This window comes from Pseudomonas sp. HS6 (genome assembly GCF_023375815.1).
Classification (GTDB): Bacteria; Pseudomonadota; Gammaproteobacteria; order Pseudomonadales; family Pseudomonadaceae; genus Aquipseudomonas.
In genome coordinates this window covers 1,247,587-1,273,174 of the sequence record NZ_CP067412.1, presented here as the reverse complement: position 1 = coordinate 1,273,174, position 25,588 = coordinate 1,247,587, and the positions used below count along the sequence as shown (strand labels likewise).

The following is a 25,588-nucleotide window of genomic DNA, read 5'->3' as shown; positions in this document are numbered from 1 at the left end:
CTGTACGCATAACCAGTACTTGTTCGCCATGGCCCTCTATCACCGTGACTTCCAGCCCCCTCGACGATCCGTTCTATTACCTCAACAACTTCCGCCAAGTGCTTGACTGGCTTGAGCTTCGTTATGCCGACGTGATGAACGAGACGGAACACGCCTTCATCCGCGACTTCAACGCACTGCCTCGTGGGTCCCAGGGTTTGCTGGTGCGGATGGTGATGCGCAAGGGTGTGCATTTTCGAGCGGGCAAGCTCAATTATTCGGAGATCGGCGACATCGCTCTGGCCGCGCAGCCGTTGCTCGATCACGGCTGGCTGGATGAGCAGGCGCTGCTATCGATGCCGGAGTTGTTCGATCTGTTGCTGAAAGCCGAAGTCCTGCAAGCATTCGGCCCGGCCATTGACGAACCCAAGGGACGGAAAGTCGACTGGCTGCCGGTCCTGCATGAACAGTTTCCCGAATCACGCCACTGGCAGGACTGGTGCCCGGCGATTGCAGATCGACTGTTCAGCCTGACGCTGATGGACCTGTGCGACCGGTTTCGCCTGATGTTCTTCGGCAACCTGTATCAGGACTGGTCGGAATTCGTCCTCGCCGATCTCGGGATATTCACCTACGAAAAAGTCGAATTCAGCGCCGATTCCCGGGTCCTGCGCAGCCGTGCCGACGTGGATGCCTGCCTGTTCCTGCACGACTGTCAGCAGCGTTTCGAAGCGGGCGAGGCGCTGGAGCCGATTGCCGAAGAGCTGAGCGCTTTGCAGTTCGACAACCCGTGGCTGCAACGTCGGCTCGGCAAGCTGCTGTTCCAGATCGGCCAGCACTGCGAACGCATCGCGGAATTTGCCCTGGCCCTGAGTTTTTATCGTGACTGCGCCTATCCCGGGGCGCGGTTGCGGATGATTCGTGTGCTGGAGCGCTGTGGTGAGTATGCCCTGGCGCTGGAACTGGGCACGCTGGCCGAACAGGCGCCGGAAAGCGCCGCCGAACAGCAAGGCCTACAACGGGCGCTTCCGCGCCTTCGGCGCAAACTCGGCGGGCCTCCGCTTAAACGTGTTGCACCAAGACCGGTGGAACGCCTGGATCTGCACCTGCCACGGGTCGATCCGGCGTTGTCGGTGGAATATCACGTGCAGGCGCATCTTCATGAAGACACAGGCCCGGTGCATTACGTCGAGAACAGCCTGATCAACTCGCTGTTCGGCCTGCTGTGCTGGCCGGCGGTTTTTGCGCCGTTGCCGGGCGCGTTTTTCAATCCGTTCCAGCGTGGGCCGGCGGATTTGCTCCATGAAGATTTCCAGGCGCGTCGGGCCGAGTTGTTCGCGGCCTGCATGGTGGAACTGGACGACGGTCGTTATGCCGACACCATCCGCAGCCGATTTACCGACAAGTGGGGGATTCAGTCGCCCTTTGTGTTCTGGGGCGCAATCAATGAAGAGCTGTTGGAGCAAGCGCTGACTTGCCTGCCGGCCGAACACCTCAAGCACTGGTTCAATCGCCTGTTGCTGGACATCAAGGCCAACCGCGCCGGCATGCCTGACCTGATCCAGTTCTGGCCGCAGCACAAAACCTACCGGATGATCGAAGTCAAAGGCCCCGGCGACCGCTTGCAAGACAATCAATTGCGCTGGCTGGAGTTCTGCCATACGCATCAAATGCCAGTGGCCGTGTGTTACGTGCAATGGGCGGAGCAGGGCGCTTGAGCTACAGCATTGCGGTGCGGGCGCTGTGCGAATTCACCGCGAAGTGCGGCGACCTCGACCTGCGCTTCACGCCGTCACCGACTGCGCTGGAAGGCATTGCCGGTCACCGCACCGTTGCCTCGCGTCGCAATGACGACTATCAGAGCGAAGTCGCGCTGGAAGGTGAATTCCGCACGTTGAAGGTCAAGGGCAGGGCGGACGGCTACGATCCGACGCAGAATTGCCTGGAGGAAGTCAAAACCTATCGTGGCGACCTGAGCAAGCAACCGGCCAACCACCGCGCGCTGCACTGGGCGCAGGCGAAGATCTACGGCTGGCTGATGTGCTGCCGATTGCAGCTTGAGCAAATCAATCTGGCGCTGGTGTACTTCGATATCGTCAGCGAGAAGGAAACCTGTCTGGTCGAAGCCTTCAGCGCCGAAACCTTGCGCGAATTCTTCGAACAACAGTGCGGCTTGTTCCTGGCATGGGCCGAGCAGGAAATGGCCCACCGTGAGGCGCGCAATCACGCGGCACAGCAACTGAGCTTTCCCCACGCCGATTTCCGCCCCGGCCAGCGTCATCTCGCCGAGTCGGTGTTCAAAGCCGTCAGCACCGGCCGCTGCCTGATGGCTCAGGCGCCCACCGGCATCGGCAAGACCCTTGGCACGCTGTTCCCGATGCTCAAGGCGCTGGCCCCGCAGCAACTGGACAAGGTGTACTTCCTCACCGCCAAGACCCCGGGACGCAAACTGGCGCTGGACGCCGCGCAAGTGTTGTTCGATCGCAGCGCAACCCTGCCACTGCGGGTGCTGGAAATGGTCGCCCGGGACAAGGCTTGCGAGCATCCCGACAAGGCCTGTCATGGCGAGTCCTGCCCGTTGGCCCAGGGCTTTTACGATCGACTGCCGGCCGCACGAGAAGCCGCCAGCCGATTGCAATTGATGGATCAGGCAGCGCTCCGCGATGTCGCCGCGCAACACTCGGTGTGCCCCTATTACCTGAGCCAGGAAATGGCGCGCTGGGCCGATGTGGTGGTGGCGGACTACAACTATTACTTCGATTTCAGCGCGCTGCTGTTCGGCCTGGCCCAGCTCAATCAATGGAAGGTCGCGGTGCTGGTGGACGAGGCTCACAACCTGGTCGAGCGCGGGCGGCAGATGTACAGCGCCACACTCGATCAGGCGATCTTCAATGGCGTGCGCAAAACCGCGCCCGAGGCCTTGAAAAAGCCCTTGCAGCGGGTCAACCGTGAATGGAACGCCCTGCACAACGCGCAACTGGCGCCGTATCAGGCCTACGACAAGGCGCCGGAAAAACTGCTGCAAGCGATCACGTCGTGCACCGCGAGCATTGGCGACTACCTCAATGACCATCCGCAGGGGCTCGACAGTAGTTTGCAGAATGTCTATTTCGAGATGCTGCAATTTGGTCGGGTCGCGGAGTTGTTCGACGCGCATTACCTGTTCGACATCAGCAAGCGTGACCTCGACCGCAAACGCCCGTTGTCGCAACTGTGCCTGCGCAACGTGGTGCCGGCCGCGCTGCTCGGCCCGCGACTGAAAGCGGCCCGCAGCACCGTGCTGTTCTCCGCGACGCTCAGCCCGCGCCATTATTACGCCGACTTGCTTGGCACTCCGGCTGATACGGTGTGGATCGACGTTGAATCGCCGTTCAGCGCCGAACAATTGCAGGTGCGGATCATCAGTCAGATTTCCACCCGCTTCACCCATCGTCAGGCGTCGCTGGAACCGATTGTCGAACTGATCGCCCGCCAGTTTGGCGAGCGCCCGGGCAACTATCTGGCGTTCTTCAGCAGCTTCGATTACCTGCAACAGGTCGCGCAATTGCTCGCCGAGCGACATCCGCAGATCACGCGCTGGCAGCAATCGCGGGGCATGGCCGAAGGGCAGCGGCAGGCGTTTCTCGATCAGTTCACGGCCCACAGCCAGGGCATCGGATTTGCGGTGCTCGGCGGCGCGTTTGGCGAGGGCATCGACTTGCCCGGCGCCCGGCTGATCGGTGCCTTCGTCGCCACGCTGGGGCTGGCGCAGCTCAACCCGGTCAACGAACAGATGAAACGGCGCATGGCGGCGATCTTCGGTGCCGGCTACGACTACACCTATCTGTTCCCCGGCGTGCAGAAAGTAGTGCAGGCCGCCGGGCGGGTGATCCGCACCCAGCAGGATCGCGGCGTGGTCATGCTGATCGACGACCGCTTCGCCGAGAGCCGGATCAAACAGTTGTTGCCACGCTGGTGGCAGCTCGATCATGCAGATGCAGCTTTTCAATCCGCCGGTTTGACGCATACTCCTGTTATTGAAAATCTGCTTTGAGCCAAGCCTGATGAGCGAGAACAAGAAGTCCGCTGCGATCGAAGAAATGCGCTTTCGTCTGCTGATCGATGCGGTGGTCGATTACGCGATCTACATGATCGACCCCGGCGGCATCATCACCAGCTGGAACTCCGGCGCCAAACGCTTCAAGGGTTATGAAGAAGCCGAGATTCTCGGCGAGCACTTTTCGCGGTTCTACACCGATGAAGATCGCGCTGTCGGCATGCCGCAACGGGCACTGGATACCGCGATCCGCGAAGGCCGGTTCGAAGGTGAAGGCTGGCGGGTGCGCAAGGACGGCACGCACTTCTGGTGCCACGTGGTGATCGACCCGATTTTCAGCCCGAGCGGGCAATTGCTCGGGTTTGCCAAGATCACCCGCGACCTGACCGACCGCAAGATGGCCGAGGAAACCCTCAAGCAAAGCGAACAGCAGTTCCGCCTGCTGGTGCAGGGCGTCACCGATTACGCGATCTACATGCTCAGCCCGGAGGGCCGCGTGACCAACTGGAACCCCGGCGCGCAGCGGATCAAGGGTTATGCGCCGGACGAAGTCATCGGCAAGCACTTCTCGATGTTCTACACCCCGGAAGACCGTGAGAAAGGCGAGCCGCAACGCGCGCTGGAAACAGCTGTGCGCGAAGGGCGTTTTGAGAACAAGAGCTGGCGCCTGCGCAAAGACGGCACGCGGTTTCTGGCGCACGTGGTGGTCGATGCGATTCGCGGCGAAACCGGCACGCTGCTCGGCTTTGCCAAGATCACCCGGGACGTGACCGAAGCCCACCAGGCGCAACTGGCACTGGAGCAAACCCGCGAGGCGCTGTTCCAGGCGCAGAAAATGCAGGCCATCGGCCAACTCAGCGGCGGTATCGCCCATGACTTCAACAATCTGCTGACGGTGATCCTCGGTAACCTGGAGATCGTACGCAAACGTGTCGGCGACGACCCGAAAGTCAGCCGTCTGCTGGAAAACGCCACTCAAGGCGCGCTGCGCGGCGTGTCACTGACCCAGCGCATGCTGGCCTTCGCCCGGCGCCAGGAACTCAAGACCGAAGCCGTGGACATTCCGAAACTGGTGCAAGGCATTACCGGCCTGTTGCGCAGTTCACTGGGGCCGGGGATTCGCATCGAAACGCAGTTTCCCGACGATCTTGAAGCGGTGCTGGCCGATACCAACCAGCTGGAACTGGCGGTGCTCAACCTTGCCACCAACGCCCGGGATGCGATGCCCGGGGGCGGCACCGTGGTCATCAGTGCAGAGCCGCAAGTGGTTCTGGAACAGAGCCAGTCGAGTCTGACGGCAGGGCGTTATGTCTGCCTGAGCGTGTCCGATAGCGGCGAAGGCATGGACGATGAAACGCTGGCCTCGGCGACCGATCCGTTCTTCACCACCAAAGGTCTGGGCAAGGGGACGGGACTTGGGTTGTCGATGGTGCACGGCTTCATCGAGCAACTGGGCGGGCGTCTCATTCTTAAAAGCGTAAAGGGGCAGGGGACTTGCGCTGAGCTCTGGTTGCCAGTCGCCGTCGCGGGTGTGGCTGCCAAGCCCTCGAGTCCGCGGCCGTCCACGGCGTCAGTGCCGCGGATCAGTGTTCTGGTGGTGGACGATGACAGCCTGGTGCTGACCAGCACCAGCCTCCTGCTGGAGGATCTGGGACACCGGGTTATCAGTGCGACCTCCGGTGCTCAGGCTCTGGAACTGTTCGACCAAGGTGAAGTTATCGACCTGATGATTACCGACATGGCTATGCCACAGATGAGCGGCGCCCAGTTGGCTCACGCGGTGCGTCTGCTCAAACCGGAGCTGCCGATCATCCTCGCCACCGGCTACGCCGAGCGCATCGAGGGGTTTGCAGCCGGATTGCCGCGACTGTCGAAACCGTTCAATCAGACGCATCTGGTGGAGATCATCGCTCAGTCGATGAAGTGAGCCGGAGCGGGATCCGGCTGAACTTGTGCGAGGCCAGCCGCCTCCAAACGCTTTGCCTTTCGGAGCGTCCATCCCGTGCCGCGCATATTGACCCAACCGACCGCCGAAGAGACCCTGACCGAACACAATGCCAAAATGTTCGGTTCACCCAAGGAACGCCTGGACTTCTACCGGCGGGAAATCCAGTACGAAACCAGCATTCTCGCCAATCGAACCGACGCCTATCTGGCGGCGCAATCGTTTCTGGTGATTGCCTTCGCCTCCTGCATGGCCAACCTGAATCCGGAGTGGGGCAAGCTGTTTACGTTGGTGGTGCCGCCCTTTCTGGCGTTGCTGGGGCTGCTCAGCTCGCTCAACGCCTGGCCGGGCATCCGCGCGGCCTACGACATCATCGATCATTGGCACTTCAAGCAGAGCGAACTGTTGAGCAGCGAGCCCTTGATGGGGCTGGCCTATGATGAATCACCGTTGTTCAGTGAAATGGAGTCCAGTCACAAGGGTTACTGCAAATCCCTGCTGTTTTCCCTGCGCACGCCGTGGATTTTTGCCACGTTCTGGGTGTTGCTCGGCAGCTATGCGGTTTTCATCCAGGTCACCAACCCGGGAGGCTGAGAAAAACATCAGCTTTTCTGCTTTTTCAGTTGCTCGTAACGAGCCAGGAGCGGTTGGGTGCTGATGCCGTGCAGCAAAATGCTCAGGGCCACGACCGAAAGGGTGAGATCGGTACTCTGCGCGGCCACTGTGTCGCCCAGCCCGTGATTGAGGGCGTAGAACAGGTAGAACAGACTGCCGATGCCACGAATGCCGAACCAACCGATCAACATCCGCTGACGCCACACCAGTAATGATCCCCACGGCATCAGCGCCACACAGGCCGGGCGGATGATGCAGAACAGCACGCCGCCGACCCACAGCGCCCGCCAGTCCCAGTGAGTGACCAGCACCACGCCGAGCAGAGTCACCAGAAACACTTCCATGGCCCGCTCCACCAGGCTGCCGAAGGCGAGCATGTCGCCCATCATGATGCCGGCGGCCACCTGACTGTCTTCCAGCCGTTCGGTATCGCCATGTACGGCGTGTTGCGGTTCGACATTCTGGTGACCGACCACTGGTTGCACCAGATGCTCGGCGGGCGGTTGATGGGCGCCGGTGGACTTCACTTCCTCCTGTCGCAGGCCCAGTCCGGCGGCAAACACCGACAGAAAGCCATAGCCACCGATAAAATCGGCCACCACATAAGCGAGCGCAATCAGGGCCAGCGCCAGATAGTCGTTGGGGCTCACGGTGCTGTCTTCATGGCGGATCTGCAGGGCCAGCGTGGCCCGACCGATGCCGCGACCCATCCAGTAGCCGACGAGCAAACCCGCGGGAACTGCCCAGAGCAGGCCGCGCAATACCCAGTCACTCCATTCGGCGGCCAGGCCATCACCCTTCAGCAACAACAGTCCGAGGATCACAAAGGGAAAGGCCACGCCGTCATTGAGCCCGGCCTCGCCGGACAGCCCGAAGCGCACACCGTCGACGTCCCGCGCATCGTTGACTTGCACCAGAGCGGCCAGCACCGGGTCGGTGGGCGCCAGAATCGCGCCGATCAGCAGCGATGGTCCCCACGACATTTTCAGCCCGAAGTGCAGCAACAGGCTGACACCGATGATCGTCAGCACCATCACAGGCCCCGCCAGGCCAAAGGCGATTCGCCAACGCTTGTCGCGTAACGGCAAGCGCAGCTTCAAACCGCAGACGAACAGCGAAAACAGCACCGCGACTTCGGTCAGGTGCTCCATCCAGGACGAAGCATGTTCCAGTGGCAACTTCAGCAGATCGAGTCCCACAGGTCCGATCCCGATGCCAAGCAGCAGACACACCGCCGAGGTGGTCACCGGCATCCAGCGCAGGTACGACGAGGTCAGCGCGAGGATCAGCAGAACAGCACCGAGGACCGTTACCCAGATGATAAATGTCATGGCTGCCGGCCCGTCCTGACCCTCGCGACCCGTGTGGGGCCTTGAAGGTATTGAGACGTGTGCGGGGCGCCGGTTCAGTTTTTCTGGCAAACGGTCCCGGCGCGGTGCTTTGGAATCAGGCCTTGCGTTCGGCCAGACTGCGTTCCATCCGCGCAATGCCTTCTTCCAGCAGCGAACGCGGGCAACCGAAGTTCAGGCGCACGAATTGCTGGCTGTGATCACCGAAATCCAGCCCCGGGCTGAGCCCGACCTGAGCCTGTTCGAGGAAGAACTGCTGCGGATTATCCAGCCCAAGCGCCGAGCAATCGAGCCACGCCAGATAAGTGCCCTGGGGCACGTTGATCGTCACGCCCGGCAGACGGCGGCGAACCGCATCGACCAGATAATCTCGGTTGGCTTGCAGGTAGTGTTTCAGTTCCTTAAGCCAAGGCCCGGCCTCGCTGTAGGCCACGCGGGTGGCTTCCATACCCAGCGGGTTGACGCTGTCGACCATGCCGCAGCGGGCATGGTTGACCCGTTCGCGCAGGGTGCTGTCCTGAATGATCATGAACGAGGTCTTGAGGCCGGCAATGTTGTAGGCCTTGCTCGCGGACATCAGGGTGATGGTGCGACGGGCGATTTCCGGGCTCAGGGACGCGGTCGGAATGTGCACGCGACCGTCGTAGCACAACTCGGCATGGATTTCGTCGGAGATGATCCACGCGTCCTGCGCCACGCAGATGTCCGCCACGGCTTGCAGTTCTTCACGGCCGAAAACCTTGCCGATCGGGTTGTGCGGGTTGCTCAGGAGCAGGGCGCCGCCACCGGTCAGGGATTCACGCAAGGCGTCGAGTGGCGTGGAGTAGGTGCCGTCGGCCTGGGCGGTGAATTCCAGCTCGACCCGGTTCAGTCCCCAATGGCCCGGCGCGTGACGCAGCGGCGGATAGTTCGGGGTTTGCACCACGACGTTCTGCTGCGGCTGCACCAGCGCCTTGAGCGCCATGTTGAAACCCGACTCGACGCCCGGCAGGAACACCAGTTCCTGGGGTTTCACGCGCCAGGCGAATTTGTCCCACAGGTCGGCGACGATGGCCTCGCGCAGATTGTCCTGGGCCACGCTGTAACCCACCAACGGGTGCAAAAGGCGTTGTTGCAGCGCCTCGATGACCACCGCAGGGGCCGCGAAATCCATGTCAGCGACCCACATCGGCAACACGTCGGCCGCGTAACGGCTCCACTTGGTGCTGCCGGTGTCGTGGCGGTCGAATACCTGATCAAAATCGAAAGTCATGCGCGGTCTCTGAAGGCGGAGATGGGTCGTGCCCGCGATGATAAACCCCCATCCCCTGTGGGCGCGAACTTGTGACCGATGAATGGCCGACGGTCGGTTTTCACACTGGGCTGCGGGGCGTTGTCTAGAGTTAAGGAATCGGCAGCCCGTCTGCCGCAACCGTGATTGTCCAGAAAAACCCGGCTCAAGTACCGGGTTCCACCTGATCAGGAGTGCACGATGGATCTCAGCCGTCGTCAGTTCTTCAAGGTCGCCGGTATCGGCCTTGCAGGCTCTAGCCTGGGCGCGTTGGGCATGGCCCCGACGCTGGCCTTCGCCGAGCAGGTGCGCCACTTCAAGCTTGCCCACACCCATGAAACCCGCAACACCTGCCCGTATTGCTCGGTCGGTTGCGGGTTGATCATGTACAGCCAGGGCGATGCCGCGAAGAACGTTGCGCAAAACATCATCCATATCGAGGGCGACGCCGACCACCCGGTCAATCGCGGCACCCTGTGCCCGAAAGGCGCCGGCCTTCTGGACTTCATTCACAGCCCCGGCCGCTTGCAGTACCCGCAGGTACGCAAGCCCGGCAGCAGCGAATGGACCCGGATCACCTGGGACGAAGCCCTCGACCGCGTCGCCGACCTGATGAAGGCCGACCGCGACGCCAATTTCGTCGAGAAGAACGCCCAGGGGCAAACGGTGAATCGCTGGCTGACCACCGGGTTCCTCGCAGCGTCGGCAGCGTCCAACGAAGCGGGCTACATCACCCACAAGGTGGTTCGCAGTCTCGGCATGCTGGGGTTCGATAACCAGGCGCGTGTCTGACACGGCCCGACGGTGGCAAGTCTTGCCCCGACGTACGGCCGTGGAGCCATGACCAACACCTGGACCGATATCGCCAACGCGAATCTGATCCTGGTGATGGGCGGCAACTCCGCTGAAGCGCATCCGTGCGGCTTCAAATGGGTGACCGAAGCCAAGGCGCACAATGCGGCGCGGCTGATCGTGGTCGACCCGAGGTTTACCCGGACCGCGTCCGTGGCCGATTACTACGCGCCGATTCGCACCGGCAGCGACATCGCGTTCATGGGCGGGCTGATCAATTACCTGCTGACCGAGGACAAGATCCAGCACGAATACGTGCGCAATTACACCGACGTGTCGTTCATCGTCAAAGCCGGGTTCGGCTTCGAGGACGGACTGTTTACCGGTTACGACGCGGCCAAACGCAGCTACACCGACAAATCCAGCTGGGGTTACGAACTGGGCGAGGACGGTTTTGCCAAGGTCGACCCGACCCTGCAGGACCCGCGCTGCGTCTATCAGCTGATGAAGCAGCATTACAGCCGCTATAACATCGACCTGGCGAGCCAGATCTGCGGCATGCCGGTCGATGCGATGCAGAAAATCTGGGACGAAATCGCCACTTGCTCGACGCCGGGCAAGACCATGACGATTCTCTACGCGCTGGGTTGGACCCAGCACTCGATCGGCTCGCAGATCATCCGCAGCGCCGCGATGGTGCAATTGTTGCTAGGCAACGTCGGCATGCCCGGCGGCGGGGTCAACGCCTTGCGCGGGCACTCGAACATTCAGGGCCTGACCGATCTCGGTCTGCTGTCGAACTCGTTGCCGGGTTACCTGACGTTGCCGATGGATGCCGAACAGGACTACAACGCCTACATCAAGAAACGCACGCAATTGCCGTTGCGGCCGGGGCAGTTGTCCTACTGGCAGAACTACAGCAAGTTCCACGTCAGCCTGATGAAAGCCTGGTACGGCGCTAACGCGACCGCCGAAAACCAATGGGCCTACGACTATCTGCCGAAACTCGACATCCCCAACTACGACATCCTCAAGGTGTTCGACCTGATGGGGCAAGGCAAGGTCAACGGCTACATGTGCCAGGGCTTCAACCCGATTGCCGCGCTGCCCGACAAGAACAGGGTGATGGCGGCACTGGCCAAGCTGAAATGGCTGGTGGTGATGGACCCGCTGGCCACCGAAACCTCGCAGTTCTGGGAGAATGTCGGGCCGTACAACGACGTGAAGAGCGCCGACATCCAGACCGAAGTCATTCGTCTGCCGACCACCTGCTTTGCCGAAGAGGACGGCTCGCTGGTCAACAGCAGCCGCTGGCTGCAATGGCACTGGAAAGGCGCCGACGGCCCGGGCGAGGCACGCACCGACGTGAGAATCATGACCGAGCTGTTCATGCGCCTGCGCCAGCGTTATCAGACCGAGGGCGGGGCCTATCCCGATCCGATCCTCAAATTGTCCTGGCCGTACAAGACTCCGGAAGAACCGTCGCCGGAAGAAATCGCCAAGGAGGTCAACGGCTACGCCACCACTGATTTCACCGACGCCACGGGCGCAGTGATCAAAGGCAATTCACAACTGGCGGCGTTCGCCCAGCTCAAGGACGACGGCAGCACCGCGTCCGGTTGCTGGATTTTCTGCGGCAGTTGGACTGAGGCCGGCAACCAGATGGCCCGGCGCGACAATTCTGACCCTTACGGCATGCATCAGCACCAAGGCTGGGCGTGGGCCTGGCCGGCCAACCGGCGGATTCTCTACAACCGCGCCTCGGCGGACGTTTCGGGCAAACCGTGGGACCCGAAAAAACGCCTCGTTTGGTGGAACGGCAAGGCCTGGGGCGGTACCGACGTGCCGGACTACAAGGCCGACGTGCCGCCGGAGGCCGGGATGAACCCGTTCATCATGAACCCCGAAGGCGTGGCGCGGTTCTTCGCCGTCGACAAGATGAACGAAGGGCCATTCCCTGAGCACTACGAGCCGTTCGAAACCCCGATCGGCATCAACCCGCTGCACCCGGACAACAAGAAAGCCACCAGCAACCCGGCGGCGCGGATCTTCGATTCGGTGTGGGACAGCCTCGGCGTGGCCAAGGATTACCCGTACGCCGCCACCAGTTATCGACTGACCGAGCACTTCCACTTCTGGAGCAAACACTGCCGATTGAACGCGATTGCTCAACCGGAGCAGTTCGTGGAAATCGGCGAAGTGCTGGCCAAAGAGAAGGGCATCGCTGCCGGTGATCGGGTACGGGTCAGCTGTAAACGCGGGTTCATTGAAGCGGTGGCGGTGGTGACCAGAAGGATTCGGCCGTTGCAGGTCAACAATCAGGTGGTGCACCAGATCGGCATCCCGCTGCACTGGGGTTTCACCGGCCTGACGCGTCACGGTTACCTGACCAACACCCTGGTGCCGTTCCTCGGCGATGGCAATACACAGACCCCGGAATCCAAGTCATTCCTGGTCAACGTGGAGAAACTATAAATGGCCAGCCAAGACATCATTGCCCGCTCGGCCACCACGACCCCGGCACCTTCGGTGCGCAATCAGGAGGAAGTCGCCAAGCTGATCGACACCACCAAATGCATCGGCTGCAAGGCCTGTCAGGTCGCGTGCTCGGAATGGAACGAGTTGCGTGACGAGGTCGGCCACAACCACGGCACCTACGACAACCCGCAGGATTTGAGCGCAGAGTCATGGACCTTGATGCGTTTTACCGAGCATGAAACCGACGCCGGAAACCTCGAATGGCTGATCCGCAAGGACGGCTGCATGCACTGCGCCGAGCCCGGTTGTCTGGCGGCATGCCCGAGCCCGGGGGCGATCATCAAGCACGCCAACGGCATCGTCGATTTCGATCAGGATCACTGCATCGGTTGCGGTTATTGCATCACCGGCTGCCCGTTCAACATTCCGCGCATCTCGCAGAAGGATCACAAGGCCTACAAATGCACGCTGTGTTCGGACCGGGTGGCAGTGGGGCTGGAGCCGGCCTGCGTGAAAACCTGCCCGACCGGGGCGATTGTCTTCGGCTCGAAAGAGGACATGAAGACCCACGCGGCCGAACGCATCGTCGACCTCAAGAGCCGTGGTTTCGACAATGCAGGCCTCTACGACCCTGAAGGCGTCGGCGGTACCCACGTCATGTACGTGCTTCATCATGCCGATACCCCGTCGATCTACGCCGGCCTGCCTAACGACCCGGCAATCAGTCCGTTGGTAGGCCTGTGGAAAGGCATCAGCAAACCGCTGGGTCTGCTGGCCATGGGCGCGGCAGTGCTGGCCGGGTTCTTCCATTACGTGCGGATCGGCCCGAACCGCACCGAAGAGGATGACCACCCTGAACCACCCGACACCTCGGTACACGTCGTCGACCCGGCGGTGCACACCTTCGATCCACGCGGGGAGGACCGGCCATGAGCAACAAGACGATCCTGCGCTACACCGCCAACCAGCGCACCAACCACTGGCTGGTGGCGATTCTGTTCTTCATGGCGGGGCTTTCGGGACTGGCGCTGTTTCATCCGTCGATGTTCTGGCTGACCAACCTGTTCGGCGGCGGGCCGTGGACGCGAATTCTGCACCCGTTCATGGGCGTGCTGATGTTCGTGCTGTTCCTTGGCTTGGTGTTCCGTTTTTGGCGTTCCAACTTCTTCATCGACAATGACTGGAAGTGGCTGCGGCGCATCGACCGGGTGCTGGTCAACGATGAAGAGACCGTGCCGCCGGTGGGCAAATACAACGCCGGGCAAAAGATGCTGTTCTGGACTTTACTGCTGTGCATGCTCGGGCTGCTGTTCACGGGACTGGTGATCTGGCGCGCGTACTTCAGTCATTACTTCGGCATCACCACGATTCGCTGGGCGATGTTGCTGCATGCGTTGGCGGGGTTTGTGCTGATCCTGAGCATTATCGTGCACATCTACGCCGGCATCTGGATCAAGGGCTCGGTGGACGCGATGCTGCACGGTTGGGTCAGCCGCGCCTGGGCGAAGAAACATCATGCACTCTGGTATCGCGAGGTGGTTTCCAAGGAAACACCGGAGCGACCGGTCACCAAAAAGGGCTGACATTTGCCAACCATTCTTGAACCCGGGGAAATCGAAGCGGCGGCCAGTGCGCCGCCGTTTCTGTATTTGCCGCCGCACAATCTTTTCCTGCTGCGCGCCGAACGTCTGGAGCGGTTGGCGGAGGGCCATCCGCTGGCGGAGTACCTTCGTTTGATCGCCGGACTGTGCCGCGTGCAGCAGCAGATCCTCGACGATCCGCCCTCGACCGGGCCAATCGATGAGCAACGGATTGAGGTCTGCCGGCAGCACGGTATGCCGCCGTTCGGCGCCGATACCTTGATCCGCGAGGACGCGTGGCAGGCGTACCTCGACGCCTTGCTGCAACGCTACGGTTTACCGGAACAGCCCGCCGTTGCCGATGCGGTGACGACTTTGCGTGTTGCCAGCGCCGGCCAGTTGCGGGCCTGGGCGGTGGCACTGGTTAGCGGTCAGTATTCGCTGGTGCCGGCGGCGTTGGTGCCGTTCCTTGGCGCGGCGTTACAAGCGGCCTGGAGCCACTGGCTGCTGAGTGCACCGAACCTGCAACTGGCGCCCGGCAACAGTCTCAGCCAGTGCCCGGCCTGTGGTTCGCCGGCCATGGCCGGGGTGATTCGCCATCGCGGCAAACACAATGGCTTGCGCTATCTGGTGTGTTCGCTGTGCGCTTGTGAATGGCATGTGGTGCGGGTCAAGTGCGTGTATTGCGAGCAGAGCAAAGGGCTGGAATACCTGAGCCTCGAGGATGATCGTCACGCCGCCAATCAGGCGCCGTTGCGGGCGGAGGTCTGCCCGAGTTGCAACAGCTATCTGAAATTGTTGTATCTGGAGAACGATGCGGACGCTGAAGCGTTGTCGGCTGACTTGAGCAGCCTGCTGCTGGACATGCGCCTGGCCCAGGACGGTTATCAGCGACTGGCGCCGAATCTGTTACTCGCACCGGGAGACGAATGACCCCAGCGTCTACACTCTGGCGCAACGGCTTTTTATCCGGAGCGCCTGATGCCTGCCAGTGTTGCCCAGCGTTTGCCATCCATCGACAGTCTGTTGCGTCATATCGCCTTTCAGCCATTGGTCGAACGTCACGGGCGTGAGGCGCTGCTGGCAGCGTCGCGCCAGTTGCTGGACGATTTGCGTGAGGCGGTGGTGGCGGGGCAGTTGTCCGCCGTTGAAATCAGCCACGAAGCGCTGGCCGGCAGGGTTGCCGAACGCCTGTCGATACAGCAGCGCAGCCAGGTGCGGCGCGTGTTCAACCTCACCGGCACCGTACTCCACACCAATCTGGGACGTGCGCTGTTGCCGGAGGACGCCATCGAAGCGGTGCAACTGGCGGCGCGTTATCCGTTGAATCTGGAGTTCGATCTGGCCAGCGGCAAACGTGGCGATCGCGATGACTTGATCGAAGGCCTGATCCGCGAATTGACCGGCGCCGAAGCCGTCACCGTGGTCAACAACAATGCCGCCGCCGTGCTGCTGACCCTCAACAGCCTCGGCGCACGCAAGGAAGGCATCATTTCCCGCGGTGAGCTGATCGAAATCGGCGGCGCCTTTCGCATTCCCGACATCATGGCCCGTGCTGGTGTGCGCCTGCATGAAGTCGGCACCACCAATCGCACCCACGCCCGGGATTACGAAGCGGCGATCAACCCGCGCAGCGGTTTGATCATGCGTGTGCATGCGAGCAATTACAGCATCGAAGGGTTTACCGCCCGGGTGCCCACATCCGAGCTGGCCGAACTGGCACACCGTCATGGCTTGCCGCTGCTCGAAGACCTCGGCAGCGGCAGCCTGCTGGACTTGACCCGTTGGGGTTTGCCAGCGGAACCGACGGTGCGTCAGGCACTGCTCGATGGCGCGGATATCGTCACCTTCAGTGGCGACAAACTGCTCGGCGGCCCGCAGGCCGGGGTGATTGTCGGGCGCAAGGACTTGATCGCGAAGATCAAGAAAAACCCGCTGAAGCGCGCCTTGCGTGTCGACAAGATGACGCTGGCTGCGCTGGAAGCGGTGCTCGGGCTCTATCGCGATCCGGATCGCCTGGCCGAGCGGTTGCCGACCTTGCGCCTGCTGACCCGCCCGCAAGATAACATTCTGGCTCAGGCCGAACGCCTGCAACCAGTGTTGACCGGTGTTCTCGGTGAAGGCTGGACAGTCACTGCCGTCACTGCGCTGGGCATGATCGGCAGCGGCAGCCAACCGGTGGCGCGTTTGCCGAGTGCCGCGTTGTGCGTGCGACCGCAGGTTTCGAAACGCCTGCGCGGGCGCTCGCTGCTGAGTCTGCAGACCGCGTTGCGCGAGTTGCCGATTCCGGTGCTCGGTCGTCTCGACGATGACGCGTTGTGGCTGGATCTGCGGCAACTTGACGACGAGCCGGCGTGGCTCGCGCAACTCGGGCAGTTGCAGACATGATCGTCGGCACCGCCGGGCACATCGATCACGGCAAGACCTCGCTGCTTCAAGCCCTGACCGGACAAACCGGCGACCGCCGCCCGCAGGAACGCGAGCGGGGCATGACCATCGACCTCGGTTATCTCTATACCGAACTGGCGCCCGGGGCAGGGCTGACCGGTTTTATCGACGTGCCGGGCCACGAGAAATTCACCCACAACATGCTCGCCGGCGCCCAAGGCATCGATCTGGTGTTGCTGGCGGTGGCGGCGGATGACGGCGTGATGCCACAGACCCGCGAGCACTTGGCGATTGTCGAGTTGCTGGGAATTCCCCGGGCGCTGGTGGCGATCACCAAGTGTGATCGGGTCGAGGCGGGCAGGGTGGCGGAGGTTCGCCGACAAATCGAACACTTGTTGGCGCCTGGTCCGTTTGCCGGAGCGCCGATGCTGGCGGTTTCAAGTGTGACGGAAGAGGGCGTCGATGCCCTGCGGCAAGCGTTGCTGCAGGCGCAAAGTGAAGTATTGAAGCGAGGGCGCGAGGGTGGTTTTCGTCTGGCCATCGACCGGGCGTTCAGTGTGGCCGGTGCCGGGATTGTGGTGACGGGCACGGCGCTGTCGGGGTCCGTGAGCGTAGGCGACAAACTTGCCCTTGGCCCCTCGGGAAAAACCGTGCGGGTGAGAGGGCTGCATGCTCAGAATCAAGCCGCAGAACGGGCGTTTGCCGGCCAACGCGTGGCCCTGAACATCAGCGGTGATCGCCTGGAGCTCGGGCACATCCATCGCGGGCAATGGCTACTGGCCGAAACACTGTTCGCGCCGACTCAACGCCTGGATATCGACTTCCAGTTGCTGCCCGATGAGACGCGCACTTTCGAACACTTTCAGCCCGTGCACCTGCACCTCGGCACCCAAGACGTGATTGCCCGCGTGGCGTTGCTGGAAGGTCCGAGACTGAATCCGGGCGAGCGCATGCTCGCGCAACTGCTGACCAACACCCCGGTGCACGGCGTGAAGGGCGACCGATTGATCCTGCGCGACCCCAGCGCCCAGCGCACGCTCGGTGGCGGTCAGTTGCTCGACCCGTTCGCCCCGGCCCGGCAACGACGCAGCCCGGGGCGTCTGGCGCAATTGCGGGCGCTGGCGATCAGCAGTGATTTTGAACAAGCGTTGCCGACGTTGCTGGAATACAGCGAAAGCGGCCTCGACCCGCAGCGTCTGGAGTGTCAGTTCAATCGTCCGCGTGAAGGCTGGTCGCTGCCAGATAACGTCCGTCTGATCGAAACCCGTCAGGGACAAAGGCTGTTCAATGCCCAGCGCTGGGGCATTCTCAAGTTCACCCTGCTGGAACAACTGGCGCGATTCCATGATCTGGAGCCCGACCAGATGGGCCCTGATCGTGATCGATTGCGGCGTTTCAGCGGATTGAACATCGAACATTCGACCTTCATCAGCCTGCTGGAAGAACTGCGCAGCGCCGGCTCGCTCACCGCCAGCGGCCCGTGGCTGCATTTGCCGGATCATCAGGTGCGCCTGAATGCCGACGACGAAACCTTGTGGCAGGCTTTGCAGCCACTGTTCGAACAAGCCGGATTCGACCCGCCATGGATACGCGACGTGGCCAAAGCCGTGGGGCAGGACGACGCCACCGTCCGGCTCTTGCTGCGCAAACTGGCGCGACTGGGGGTGATGCATCAAGTGGTGCGGGATCTGTTCTTTACCGACATCACGCTGCGGCAGATGGCGGCCGTGTTGCTGCGCCTGGGCGAAGAAAATCCGCCGATTCAAGTCACGGCGTTCCGTGATGCGCTAGGCTTGGGACGCAAACGCAGTATCCAGATCCTCGAATACTTCGACCGCCTCGGTCTGACCCGGCGTCTGGGTGAGGGCCGGCAAATCCGCTTCGACAACGCGCTGGCCAACCCCGGCGCCGACTGAGTTCAAGGAAGGCAATCGCGCCCGGTGGCGCGGCCGGGCTTCAAACCCGGTTGGGGACGGCATCCGTTCCCGGGCAGGTTCGACTCCGGCTGCCTTCCGCCATTTCTGCTTTCAGAAGCCCAACGGGTACTGAATCACCACGTAGACCCGGTCAATGTCATCACCCGCCTGAGCGCTGTTGGCCCGGTGCGAGACGTGGGACAGCTGCACCGAAAGATCCTTGGCCGCCCCGGACTGCACGATGTAGCGCAGATCGATGTCGCGCTCCCAGTGCTTGCCGCCGTCGCCTTGCAGTGGCTGGTATTGGCCGCTGTCCGCGTCGAACGGGTTGTAGGCGCCGCCCTTGGGCGCGTGGGTGCCGTCGATGTGGCTGCCGGAGACGTAGCGGGTCATGAAAGTGAGCCCGGGAATGCCGAGCGCTCCGAGATCGAGGTCATAACGGGCTTGCCAGGAGCGCTCGTGGGCGCCGTTGAAGTCGGCGTACTTGATCGAGTTAGCGAGGTAGATAGAGTCGCCACCGACGAAATCGAACGGTGTATCTCCGTTTATGCGTTGCCAGCCGAGCATCACTGCATGCGGGCCGAAGGCGTATTTGCCCGAGAGACTGAACGCGGTGTTATCGATTTCGCCGGCCAGCGCCTGGCCGCTATCGCGGGTGTGGTAGACGTTGGCGTCGATCAATACGCCGGATTGTTTGAAATGCAGGTTGGCGTAGTACTGGTGCCAGGTTTCGCTGAGGTCGGAGGCATACAGCGCGCCGCCTACCGGGCTTTCGCTGAACAGGTCTGCGCCGATGAAGCTGATCCCGCCGGCCTTCGTACTGGCGCCATAACCCTGGAAATCGCCTTTGCCGGATGAGCTGTCCTGATTCTTGAACGCGGTGAAATGCCCGGCCACCAGATTCACGTTGTCGATTTCACGGCTGTTAAGTAGAAACCCGGTGGCGTATTCCGGTTGCAGGCGTTTGTCCGAGGTGTCGAAAACCGGTGTCTCGACGGTCATTTCTCCGAAGGCGAGGGTGATGCGCGAAGCTTTCAGTTTCAAGGCGCCGCCGGCGCTTGAGTAATCGCTCTCGCTGCGACCGTCACTGTCCACGGGTAACAGCCCGGTGCCGGAATGTCCCCGACCGCCATCCAGTTTCAGACCATAAAAGGCATGGGCATCGAGGCCGAACCCGAGCGTTCCGTCGGTGAAACCGGATGCGAAGGTGCCGATAAACCCTTGAGCCCATTCCTGTTTGTAATTTTTCCCGGCGGGAGAGGGCGAGCGGTAATCGTTGCTCAGATAGAAGTTGCGGCTGAGCACATCAACCTTGGCATCTTCGATAAAACCACCGGCAAGCGCGTTTTCTGTCAGTGCGCAAAGCACTAACGGCATGATTATCGCCTTCATGTTTCCGGGACCCCAGACGGTGTAAGGGGGGGATGATCTGGCGGGGGTGGTTTAATTGATTGAGCGAATGTGCTCAGTTGTAGAAAGGCGTTGATTGGCGTTCGCTCGCCAACACGCTAATCTCGCGCTCCATTCCCCATCCATAAGACGTCACAGTGAGTGACGGTGCGCAGTGAATCAGGACGATGAACGACTACTCCCTCAGACTCGCCAACTACTGGCGTAACTCCCTCGCAGATGCCGAAAACGGCAATGGCACTCTCTCTGCGCTTCAAGCCGACAAACTGACAGTCGTGGCCTTTGAAACCTTACTTGCAGGCTGTGTGCCGGCAGAGCAGACCAGTCTGCTGTTTGCTGACGAGCCCGCGAGGCTGTCATGTGTGGAAGTGACTTTGCGTCCCTTCGTTTACAAGTCGAGGCTGGAGCATCGCAAGGCCCGCAACGGTCTGCCGGTGTTCGTGACCCCGGTGGTTTGTCGCGTGCTCGTCACCCGTGATGGTCGTATTTATCCCACAGCGAACACGCTGATTCCTCGCGACATTCTCGAGCCGCTGGATCGCGACAATTTTGCTATCGGGGCACAGGCGGACCTGGACAGTTTCCTGTCCCGAGAGAAAGTCCCGCATATCGATCCACCTGCGCAAGGGGAGGAACTCGCCGCAGCGCAGTATCTCGAACGTTGGAATACCTATCTGCAGTTTTGCGCAAGAATGCTGGATCAGATATGTAATGGTTGGGATGGGGCGGAAGATGGCTTTGATCAGGCCAGTTTCGGCTACTTGTTCAAGGAAACCAAAGCAGACGGTTTCAGCCGTCATATCGTCGCGCTTTACGATCATCTGCGTGACAGCAAACCTGCGTCTGCGTTGTTTGAACGTTTCGCTCAGCGCGAGCCAAGTCAGGACCAGGCCTGTCTTCCCTCCAATGGTCAATTTGCCGGGCGACTGGGGCACGCAGGTGACCAATATGCCTTGGCGCCTGCTCAACGCGATGGCCTGGCGCATCTGCTGGTTGCCGAGCAAGGTGATGTATTGGCAATCAACGGACCGCCGGGGACGGGTAAAACCACACTGCTTCTGTCAGTCGTCGCTTCGCTCTGGGCCAAGGCAGCCATGGAAGGTGGTGAGCCGCCAGTCATCGTCGCAAGCTCCACCAACAACCAGGCTGTGACGAACATCATCAATGCATTCGGCAAAGACTTTGCCCACGGCAGTGGTCCCTTGGCAGGGCGTTGGCTTCCAGACATCAAAAGCTTCGGCGCCTATTTTCCCAAGGTTTCGGCCGAAGCAGAAATGGCCCGCACCTACCAGACCAAAGGCTTCTATACCGAACTTGAGTCGCAGGATTATCTGCAAAAGGCCCGGCAAACCTACATGGCCAAGGCTGCGATTGCCTTTGCAGACGAGCAGGAGCCAGACCTGCAACGCATCGTTGATCGGCTTCAGGATGAGATCCGGATACGCCAGCAACATCTCATCGACGTCGAGCAAGCATGGGCCAGACTGGTCGGTGTTCGTTTGGCAGTGCGGGAACAGCTCGGTGATGATCCCCAGGCGGCTGTCGATCGGACACAGGCACAGCAACTGGAGCAGGCTCAACAGACCGCAACTGCACAAGCCTGGCTGAAAACGTTCAGACGGTACCTGGCTCATGAACCGCTGATCTACACGCTGTTTGGCTGGTTCGGGCCGATCGCCAGCAAACGTCTGCGACTGGCGAAATTACAGCTCGAGGATGCCGGCATCGAAGTGGACAGTGTGCGCACTGTCAGCGAAATCGAAACACGCCTGGCGAGCGCTGTGGCTGAAGCCAACCAGGCCAACGCTGCGATCGTGGCGCGGTTGCATGAGATGCAGCTCTTGTTGGCGAGCGAGCAACGCGAGGTTATGAACTGGCAATCCGTAATCAGTGTTCTGCGGGTGCCGAATGACAAACCTGCTGGCGAAGTGACTCTGGACGATTGCGATAATTGGGCGGACACCTCGCTACGCTTCGAAATCTTTTTGCTGACGACCCACTATTGGGAGGGTCGGTGGCTGTTGGAAGTGACGCAAACATTGCCGGACATTCTGAAAAACCGCGCAAAAAAAGGGCGCAAGACGCTCGAGAAAAACTGGCGCCGATGGATGAAGCTCACGCCCTGTGTCGTGGCCACTTTCTACAGGCTACCCAGAGAAATGCATTGCTCGCGACATGATGGCAATGGGTTCGTTGACGATTACGCACTCAATTTCATTGATCTGTTGATCGTAGATGAAGCCGGGCAGGTACTGCCTGAAGTCGCTGCACCCTCATTTGCGCTGGCCAAGCGAGCCCTGGTGATTGGCGACACCCGGCAGATTGAACCTATCTGGTCGATTCCGGCAGCCGTCGATATCGGCAACCTGCTAAGTGCCGGCTTGCTTGCCCGAGATCAAGTCGATGACGACTATTCAGACTTCTGCGACGGTGGTCGCAGTGCGGCCAATGGCAGTGTCATGGCTATCGCCCAGTCGACCAGCCGCTATCACTATGATCGAGAACTTGACCGGGGCATCTACCTCTACGAACACCGACGCTGCTACGACTCGATCATCGAGTACTGCAACGCCCTTTGTTACAAGGGCAAGCTGCAACCACGACGAGGACCAAAACCGCACGGTGGCTTGCCGGCGCTGGGTTATCTGCATATTGACGGTTTGTGTCAGCAGCATCAGGGTGGCAGTCGTCGCAACCTGCTGGAGGCGCAGACGATCGCGAAATGGATTCAGGCCAACGCTGTTGAACTGACAACCCGCTACAACAAACCGTTGTGGGAAATACTCGGTGTGATCACACCTTTCGGAGCACAGACCCAGGCGATCATTCAGGCTTGCGCCGCGCTAGGCATCAAAACCGGTAAAGGCGAGGGCGAACTGACTGTAGGCACGGTGCACTCGTTTCAAGGCGCAGAGCGTGCAGTAGTCATTTTCTCGGCAGTTTATTCAAAACATGCCGATGGCGAGTTTATCGACCGAAGGGACAGCATGCTCAACGTTGCGGTTTCCCGTGCCAAAGACAGCTTTCTGGTCTTTGGCGACATGGACCTGTTCAGCCAGGTGCCGATCGGAAAACCGCGTGGTCGCCTGGCCCGGTTTCTGTTGGCGGATCCAGCGAATGAGCTCACGTTCATATACCAGCCCCGTGAAGATCTTCAGACCATGCGGACAGGTTTGAGCCACCTGCATGAAGTGGATGAGCACGACCGGTTTCTGATGCAGACACTGGAAACGGCCCGCCAGCAGGTGCAGATTGTGACGCCATGGGTAAGGTTGCGCTGGATGCAGGAAAGCGGAGCGCTGGATTTGATGGGCAGCGCTGTGGGGCGTGGCGTTCAGGTCGTGGTTTACACCGACCTGCGATTCAATACCGAAATCAGAAAAGCCACGCATCCAGGCGACCCGAACAAGATTGCGCAATTCAAAGAGGCGATCAGCGCGCTGCAAACCCAGGATGTTCAGGTGCGGGTAGTGAACAAGGTACACAGCAAGATCGTGATGGCTGACGAGGAGCTGCTTTGTGTCGGCTCGTTCAACTGGTTGAGCGCACAGCGCTATGGCGACTATGTTCATCATGAAACATCGATGGTCTATCGCGGCCCGGACGTAGGTGGTGAACTGACAATCAATCGTGCGAGTCTGGCGCGGCGAACGACTTCCGTCGAGCTGTAGATTCTGGGCCGTCAGCAGTCTCAATCGACCACGGGCAACACGACCCTCGCCACCAGCCCCAAGCCTTTGCGATTGCTCAACGTCAGTTCTCCGCCCTGTTCGCGAACGATTGCCCGGGCTGCCGAGAGGCCGAGCCCGACGCCGCCGGTTTCACGGTTGCGCGAGGTCTCAAGGCGAAAGAACGGATCGAACACCCGTTGCAGTGACTCCTCGGGGATGCCAGGCCCTTCGTCGCAGACGTCGATGCAGATCGAGCGAGCGTTGCGGCTCAGTGCGATGCGCGGGCGCTCGCCGTATTTCACGGCGTTTTCCAGCAGGTTGACGATCACTCGCTTGAGGCTCAGCGGCCGGCCGTCATAGACCAGGTGGGCCGGGCCGCTGAAGTCGATGAGTAGGTTCTGGTCGCGGTAATCGTCGAGGATGGTTTGCAGCAACTCCGATAGATCGAACGTAGTGGATTGCTCAAGCTGTGTGCCTTCACGGAAAAACGCCAGGGCGGCGTTGATCATCGATTGCATTTCTTCGATGTCGCGAATGAGTTTCTGCTGATGGTCGAGGTCTTCCATGAACTCGCTGCGCAGGCGCATCCGGGTCAGCGGCGCGCGCAAGTCATGGGAAATGGAGGCGAGCATGTGCGTGCGTTCGCCAATGAAATGCTGGATCTGCGCCTGCATGGTGTTGAAAGCGATGATGGCCTGGCGGATCTCGTGGGGGCCTTCGATAGCGATGGGTGGGGCGTTCAAATCACCGCCGAAACGCCTGGCGGCGCCGGCAAAACGCTGCAACGGATTGGCCAGTTGGCGGGTGGCGATCCACGCGACCAGCAGCGTGGCAATCAGTCCCAAAGCGATGATCACTGCGATTCGCGCATCCAGACTAAGTCCCCAGCTTCGTTCCGGTGGCGTGAAGGTCAGCCAGCTGCCATCGGCCAGCGGTACGAGGGCGACGTAGTGCGCCTGCGCACTGCCTGGCGGCCAGTTGTAGGGGTTGAATACTTCGATTTCCCGCTCATCGCCGAGCAATTGCCGCAACGCAGGAACCTTGCCGGTCTCGACCGGTTCGCCGTCCCCGGGCAGATTGAACTGGCTGCGCTGCGCATTCCACGACACTTCAAGCGTCGAACTGCTGGCCGCACTTGCCAGTTGCGGGCGCAATTGGGCGGGCGCTGCTTCGATCACGCGGGTACTCGCCGCGATTCGTTCCAGCAATCCGGTGCGCTCGATGGGCGGGCGGGCCCAGATGCCTGCAACCTGCACGAACAGGGCATTGAAAGCCAGCGAGGCGAGCATGGCCGCAACGATAGTCAGGGCAATCCGGCGACTGAGGGTGTCGCGCGGCAAGAGTCGGCCGATCATGAGCGGCTGACCTTGGCCGTGAACATGTAGCCGCCGTTGCGCACGGTGCGGATCAGGTCCGGGCGTTTGCTGTCCGGTTCGATCTTGCGCCGCAAGCGGCTGACCTGCACATCGATGCTGCGATCAAAGGCGTCGTGGCCCTGGCCGTGGGTCAGGTCGATCAGTTGCTCGCGGGTCAGGATGCGCTGGGGATGTTCGAGAAAGACCAGCAACAGATCAAATTCCCCGCCGGACATCGGGATCATCACGCCTTCGGGTGAGCGCAGCTCGCGGCAGGTAATGTCCAGGTGCCAACCGGCGAACGTCATGACCGGTCGCGTCGCTTCGCTGGTGCGCTGGCCTTGCTCGCTGGCGCGCCGTTGCAAGGCGCGCACACGGGCCAGCAACTCCTGGGGTGCGAAGGGTTTGGTCAGGTAATCGTCGGCCCCCAGTTCCAGGCCGACAATCCGGTCACTCAGTTCGGCCATGGCCGTGAGCATGATGATCGGGATCCCCATCTGCGCGCGGATTTTCTGGCACAGGCTCAAACCACCTTCACCCGGCAGCATCAGGTCGAGAATGATCGTGTCCGGCCGCGCCTGTTCGATGGCGGCCCACATGGCCTGGCCATCCGGTGCCACATCGACCTCGTAGGCGTGCTGAACGAAGAATTTCTTCAGCAGGGACAGAATTTCCACGTCGTCATCGACGATCAGCAGTCTGCTCACGTTTGCAGGATCCATGAATCAAAAGAGGGCATCTAAAACCATTTCGATCGCGGGGTCATTTATTTCAATCGAGCAACATTCCGTCATGGCGGACATC

16 protein-coding genes and 1 tRNA gene are annotated in these 25,588 nt (G+C 61.0%); 12 read left to right on the top strand and 5 right to left on the bottom strand.

Annotated elements, in window-relative coordinates:
• Positions 1 to 44 precede the first annotated feature (44 nt).
• The 4 genes from JJN09_RS05810 (at position 45) to JJN09_RS05795 (ending at position 6,554) form a co-directional block, all read left to right on the top strand.
• Positions 45 to 1,697, top strand: a complete 1,653-nt coding sequence (locus JJN09_RS05810; protein WP_249486217.1) for a VRR-NUC domain-containing protein — start codon at positions 45 to 47, stop codon at positions 1,695 to 1,697.
• Positions 1,694 to 4,012, top strand: coding sequence for an ATP-dependent DNA helicase (locus JJN09_RS05805; RefSeq protein WP_249486216.1), 2,319 nt, complete (start codon positions 1,694 to 1,696; stop codon positions 4,010 to 4,012). The genes JJN09_RS05810 and JJN09_RS05805 overlap by 4 nt, the downstream gene beginning before the upstream one ends.
• A gap of 10 nt (positions 4,013 to 4,022) precedes the next feature.
• Positions 4,023 to 5,942, top strand: coding sequence for a PAS domain-containing sensor histidine kinase (locus tag JJN09_RS05800; RefSeq protein ID WP_249486215.1), 1,920 nt, complete (start codon positions 4,023 to 4,025; stop codon positions 5,940 to 5,942).
• 75 nt (positions 5,943 to 6,017) lie between these two features.
• Positions 6,018 to 6,554, top strand: a complete 537-nt coding sequence (locus tag JJN09_RS05795; protein ID WP_249486214.1) for a hypothetical protein — start codon at positions 6,018 to 6,020, stop codon at positions 6,552 to 6,554.
• Between the two features lie 8 nt (positions 6,555 to 6,562).
• On the opposite strand, the gene JJN09_RS05790 is transcribed toward JJN09_RS05795, so the two are convergent.
• Positions 6,563 to 7,906 (bottom strand): sodium:proton antiporter, encoded by a 1,344-nt coding sequence (locus JJN09_RS05790; protein ID WP_249486213.1) that lies wholly within the window; start codon positions 7,904 to 7,906, stop codon positions 6,563 to 6,565.
• Between the two features lie 115 nt (positions 7,907 to 8,021).
• Positions 8,022 to 9,176 carry a MalY/PatB family protein gene (locus tag JJN09_RS05785; RefSeq protein WP_249486212.1) on the bottom strand — a complete coding sequence of 385 codons (1,155 nt, stop codon included), beginning with the start codon at positions 9,174 to 9,176 and terminating at the stop codon, positions 8,022 to 8,024.
• Between the two features lie 219 nt (positions 9,177 to 9,395).
• Here JJN09_RS05785 and fdnG point away from each other — a divergent pair, with 219 nt between their 5' ends.
• The 7 genes from fdnG (at position 9,396) to JJN09_RS05750 (ending at position 18,450) form a co-directional block, all read left to right on the top strand.
• A complete protein-coding gene (fdnG, locus tag JJN09_RS05780; RefSeq protein ID WP_249486211.1) occupies positions 9,396 to 12,461 on the top strand; it encodes a formate dehydrogenase-N subunit alpha in 3,066 nt (1,021 codons plus the stop codon).
• Positions 12,462 to 13,397 (top strand): formate dehydrogenase subunit beta, encoded by a 936-nt coding sequence (gene fdxH / locus JJN09_RS05775; protein ID WP_249486210.1) that lies wholly within the window; start codon positions 12,462 to 12,464, stop codon positions 13,395 to 13,397. It begins immediately after the preceding gene.
• Entirely contained in the window at positions 13,394 to 14,047 is a 654-nt protein-coding gene (locus JJN09_RS05770; protein ID WP_249486209.1) for a formate dehydrogenase subunit gamma, read from the top strand. Before fdxH ends, JJN09_RS05770 begins: the two co-directional genes overlap by 4 nt.
• A 3-nt stretch (positions 14,048 to 14,050) precedes the next feature.
• Entirely contained in the window at positions 14,051 to 14,977 is a 927-nt protein-coding gene (fdhE, locus tag JJN09_RS05765) for a formate dehydrogenase accessory protein FdhE (RefSeq protein ID WP_249486208.1), read from the top strand.
• A 48-nt stretch (positions 14,978 to 15,025) separates the two neighbouring features.
• Positions 15,026 to 16,432, top strand: coding sequence for an L-seryl-tRNA(Sec) selenium transferase (selA, locus tag JJN09_RS05760; RefSeq protein ID WP_249486207.1), 1,407 nt, complete (start codon positions 15,026 to 15,028; stop codon positions 16,430 to 16,432).
• Positions 16,429 to 18,348: a selenocysteine-specific translation elongation factor gene (selB, locus tag JJN09_RS05755; RefSeq protein WP_249490759.1), complete on the top strand. Its 1,920-nt coding sequence runs from the start codon at positions 16,429 to 16,431 to the stop codon at positions 18,346 to 18,348. Before selA ends, selB begins: the two co-directional genes overlap by 4 nt.
• Positions 18,349 to 18,354: 6 nt before the next feature.
• A tRNA-Sec gene (locus JJN09_RS05750) sits at positions 18,355 to 18,450 on the top strand.
• A gap of 9 nt (positions 18,451 to 18,459) precedes the next feature.
• Here JJN09_RS05750 and JJN09_RS05745 read toward each other — a convergent pair.
• Positions 18,460 to 19,725, bottom strand: coding sequence for an OprD family porin (locus JJN09_RS05745; RefSeq protein WP_249486206.1), 1,266 nt, complete (start codon positions 19,723 to 19,725; stop codon positions 18,460 to 18,462).
• A gap of 200 nt (positions 19,726 to 19,925) precedes the next feature.
• Here JJN09_RS05745 and JJN09_RS05740 point away from each other — a divergent pair, with 200 nt between their 5' ends.
• Complete coding sequence (locus JJN09_RS05740; RefSeq protein ID WP_249486205.1) at positions 19,926 to 23,429, top strand: AAA domain-containing protein; 3,504 nt, start codon at positions 19,926 to 19,928, stop codon at positions 23,427 to 23,429.
• A gap of 20 nt (positions 23,430 to 23,449) precedes the next feature.
• On the opposite strand, the gene JJN09_RS05735 is transcribed toward JJN09_RS05740, so the two are convergent.
• Together JJN09_RS05735 and JJN09_RS05730 are read right to left on the bottom strand one after the other, a co-directional pair.
• A complete protein-coding gene (locus JJN09_RS05735; protein WP_249486204.1) occupies positions 23,450 to 24,784 on the bottom strand; it encodes an ATP-binding protein in 1,335 nt (444 codons plus the stop codon).
• On the bottom strand, positions 24,781 to 25,506 hold the full coding sequence (locus JJN09_RS05730) for a response regulator (RefSeq protein WP_249486201.1): 726 nt from the start codon (positions 25,504 to 25,506) through the stop codon (positions 24,781 to 24,783). The genes JJN09_RS05735 and JJN09_RS05730 overlap by 4 nt, the downstream gene beginning before the upstream one ends.
• Positions 25,507 to 25,588 lie beyond the last annotated feature (82 nt).

Excerpts from the sequence above, each read along its gene's own strand:
- selA (WP_249486207.1), top strand. The coding sequence starts at position 15,026 with ATGCCTGCCAGTGTTGCCCAGCGTTTGCCATCCATCGACAGTCTGTTG.
- JJN09_RS05785 (WP_249486212.1), bottom strand. The coding sequence starts at position 9,176 with ATGACTTTCGATTTTGATCAGGTATTCGACCGCCACGACACCGGCAGC.
- JJN09_RS05740 (WP_249486205.1), top strand. The coding sequence starts at position 19,926 with ATGAACGACTACTCCCTCAGACTCGCCAACTACTGGCGTAACTCCCTC.
- JJN09_RS05735 (WP_249486204.1), bottom strand. The coding sequence starts at position 24,784 with ATGATCGGCCGACTCTTGCCGCGCGACACCCTCAGTCGCCGGATTGCC.
- JJN09_RS05790 (WP_249486213.1), bottom strand. The coding sequence starts at position 7,906 with ATGACATTTATCATCTGGGTAACGGTCCTCGGTGCTGTTCTGCTGATC.
- fdxH (WP_249486210.1), top strand. The coding sequence starts at position 12,462 with ATGGCCAGCCAAGACATCATTGCCCGCTCGGCCACCACGACCCCGGCA.
- JJN09_RS05745 (WP_249486206.1), bottom strand. The coding sequence starts at position 19,725 with ATGCCGTTAGTGCTTTGCGCACTGACAGAAAACGCGCTTGCCGGTGGT.
- JJN09_RS05730 (WP_249486201.1), bottom strand. The coding sequence starts at position 25,506 with ATGGATCCTGCAAACGTGAGCAGACTGCTGATCGTCGATGACGACGTG.
- JJN09_RS05770 (WP_249486209.1), top strand. The coding sequence starts at position 13,394 with ATGAGCAACAAGACGATCCTGCGCTACACCGCCAACCAGCGCACCAAC.
- selB (WP_249490759.1), top strand. The coding sequence starts at position 16,429 with ATGATCGTCGGCACCGCCGGGCACATCGATCACGGCAAGACCTCGCTG.
- JJN09_RS05800 (WP_249486215.1), top strand. The coding sequence starts at position 4,023 with ATGAGCGAGAACAAGAAGTCCGCTGCGATCGAAGAAATGCGCTTTCGT.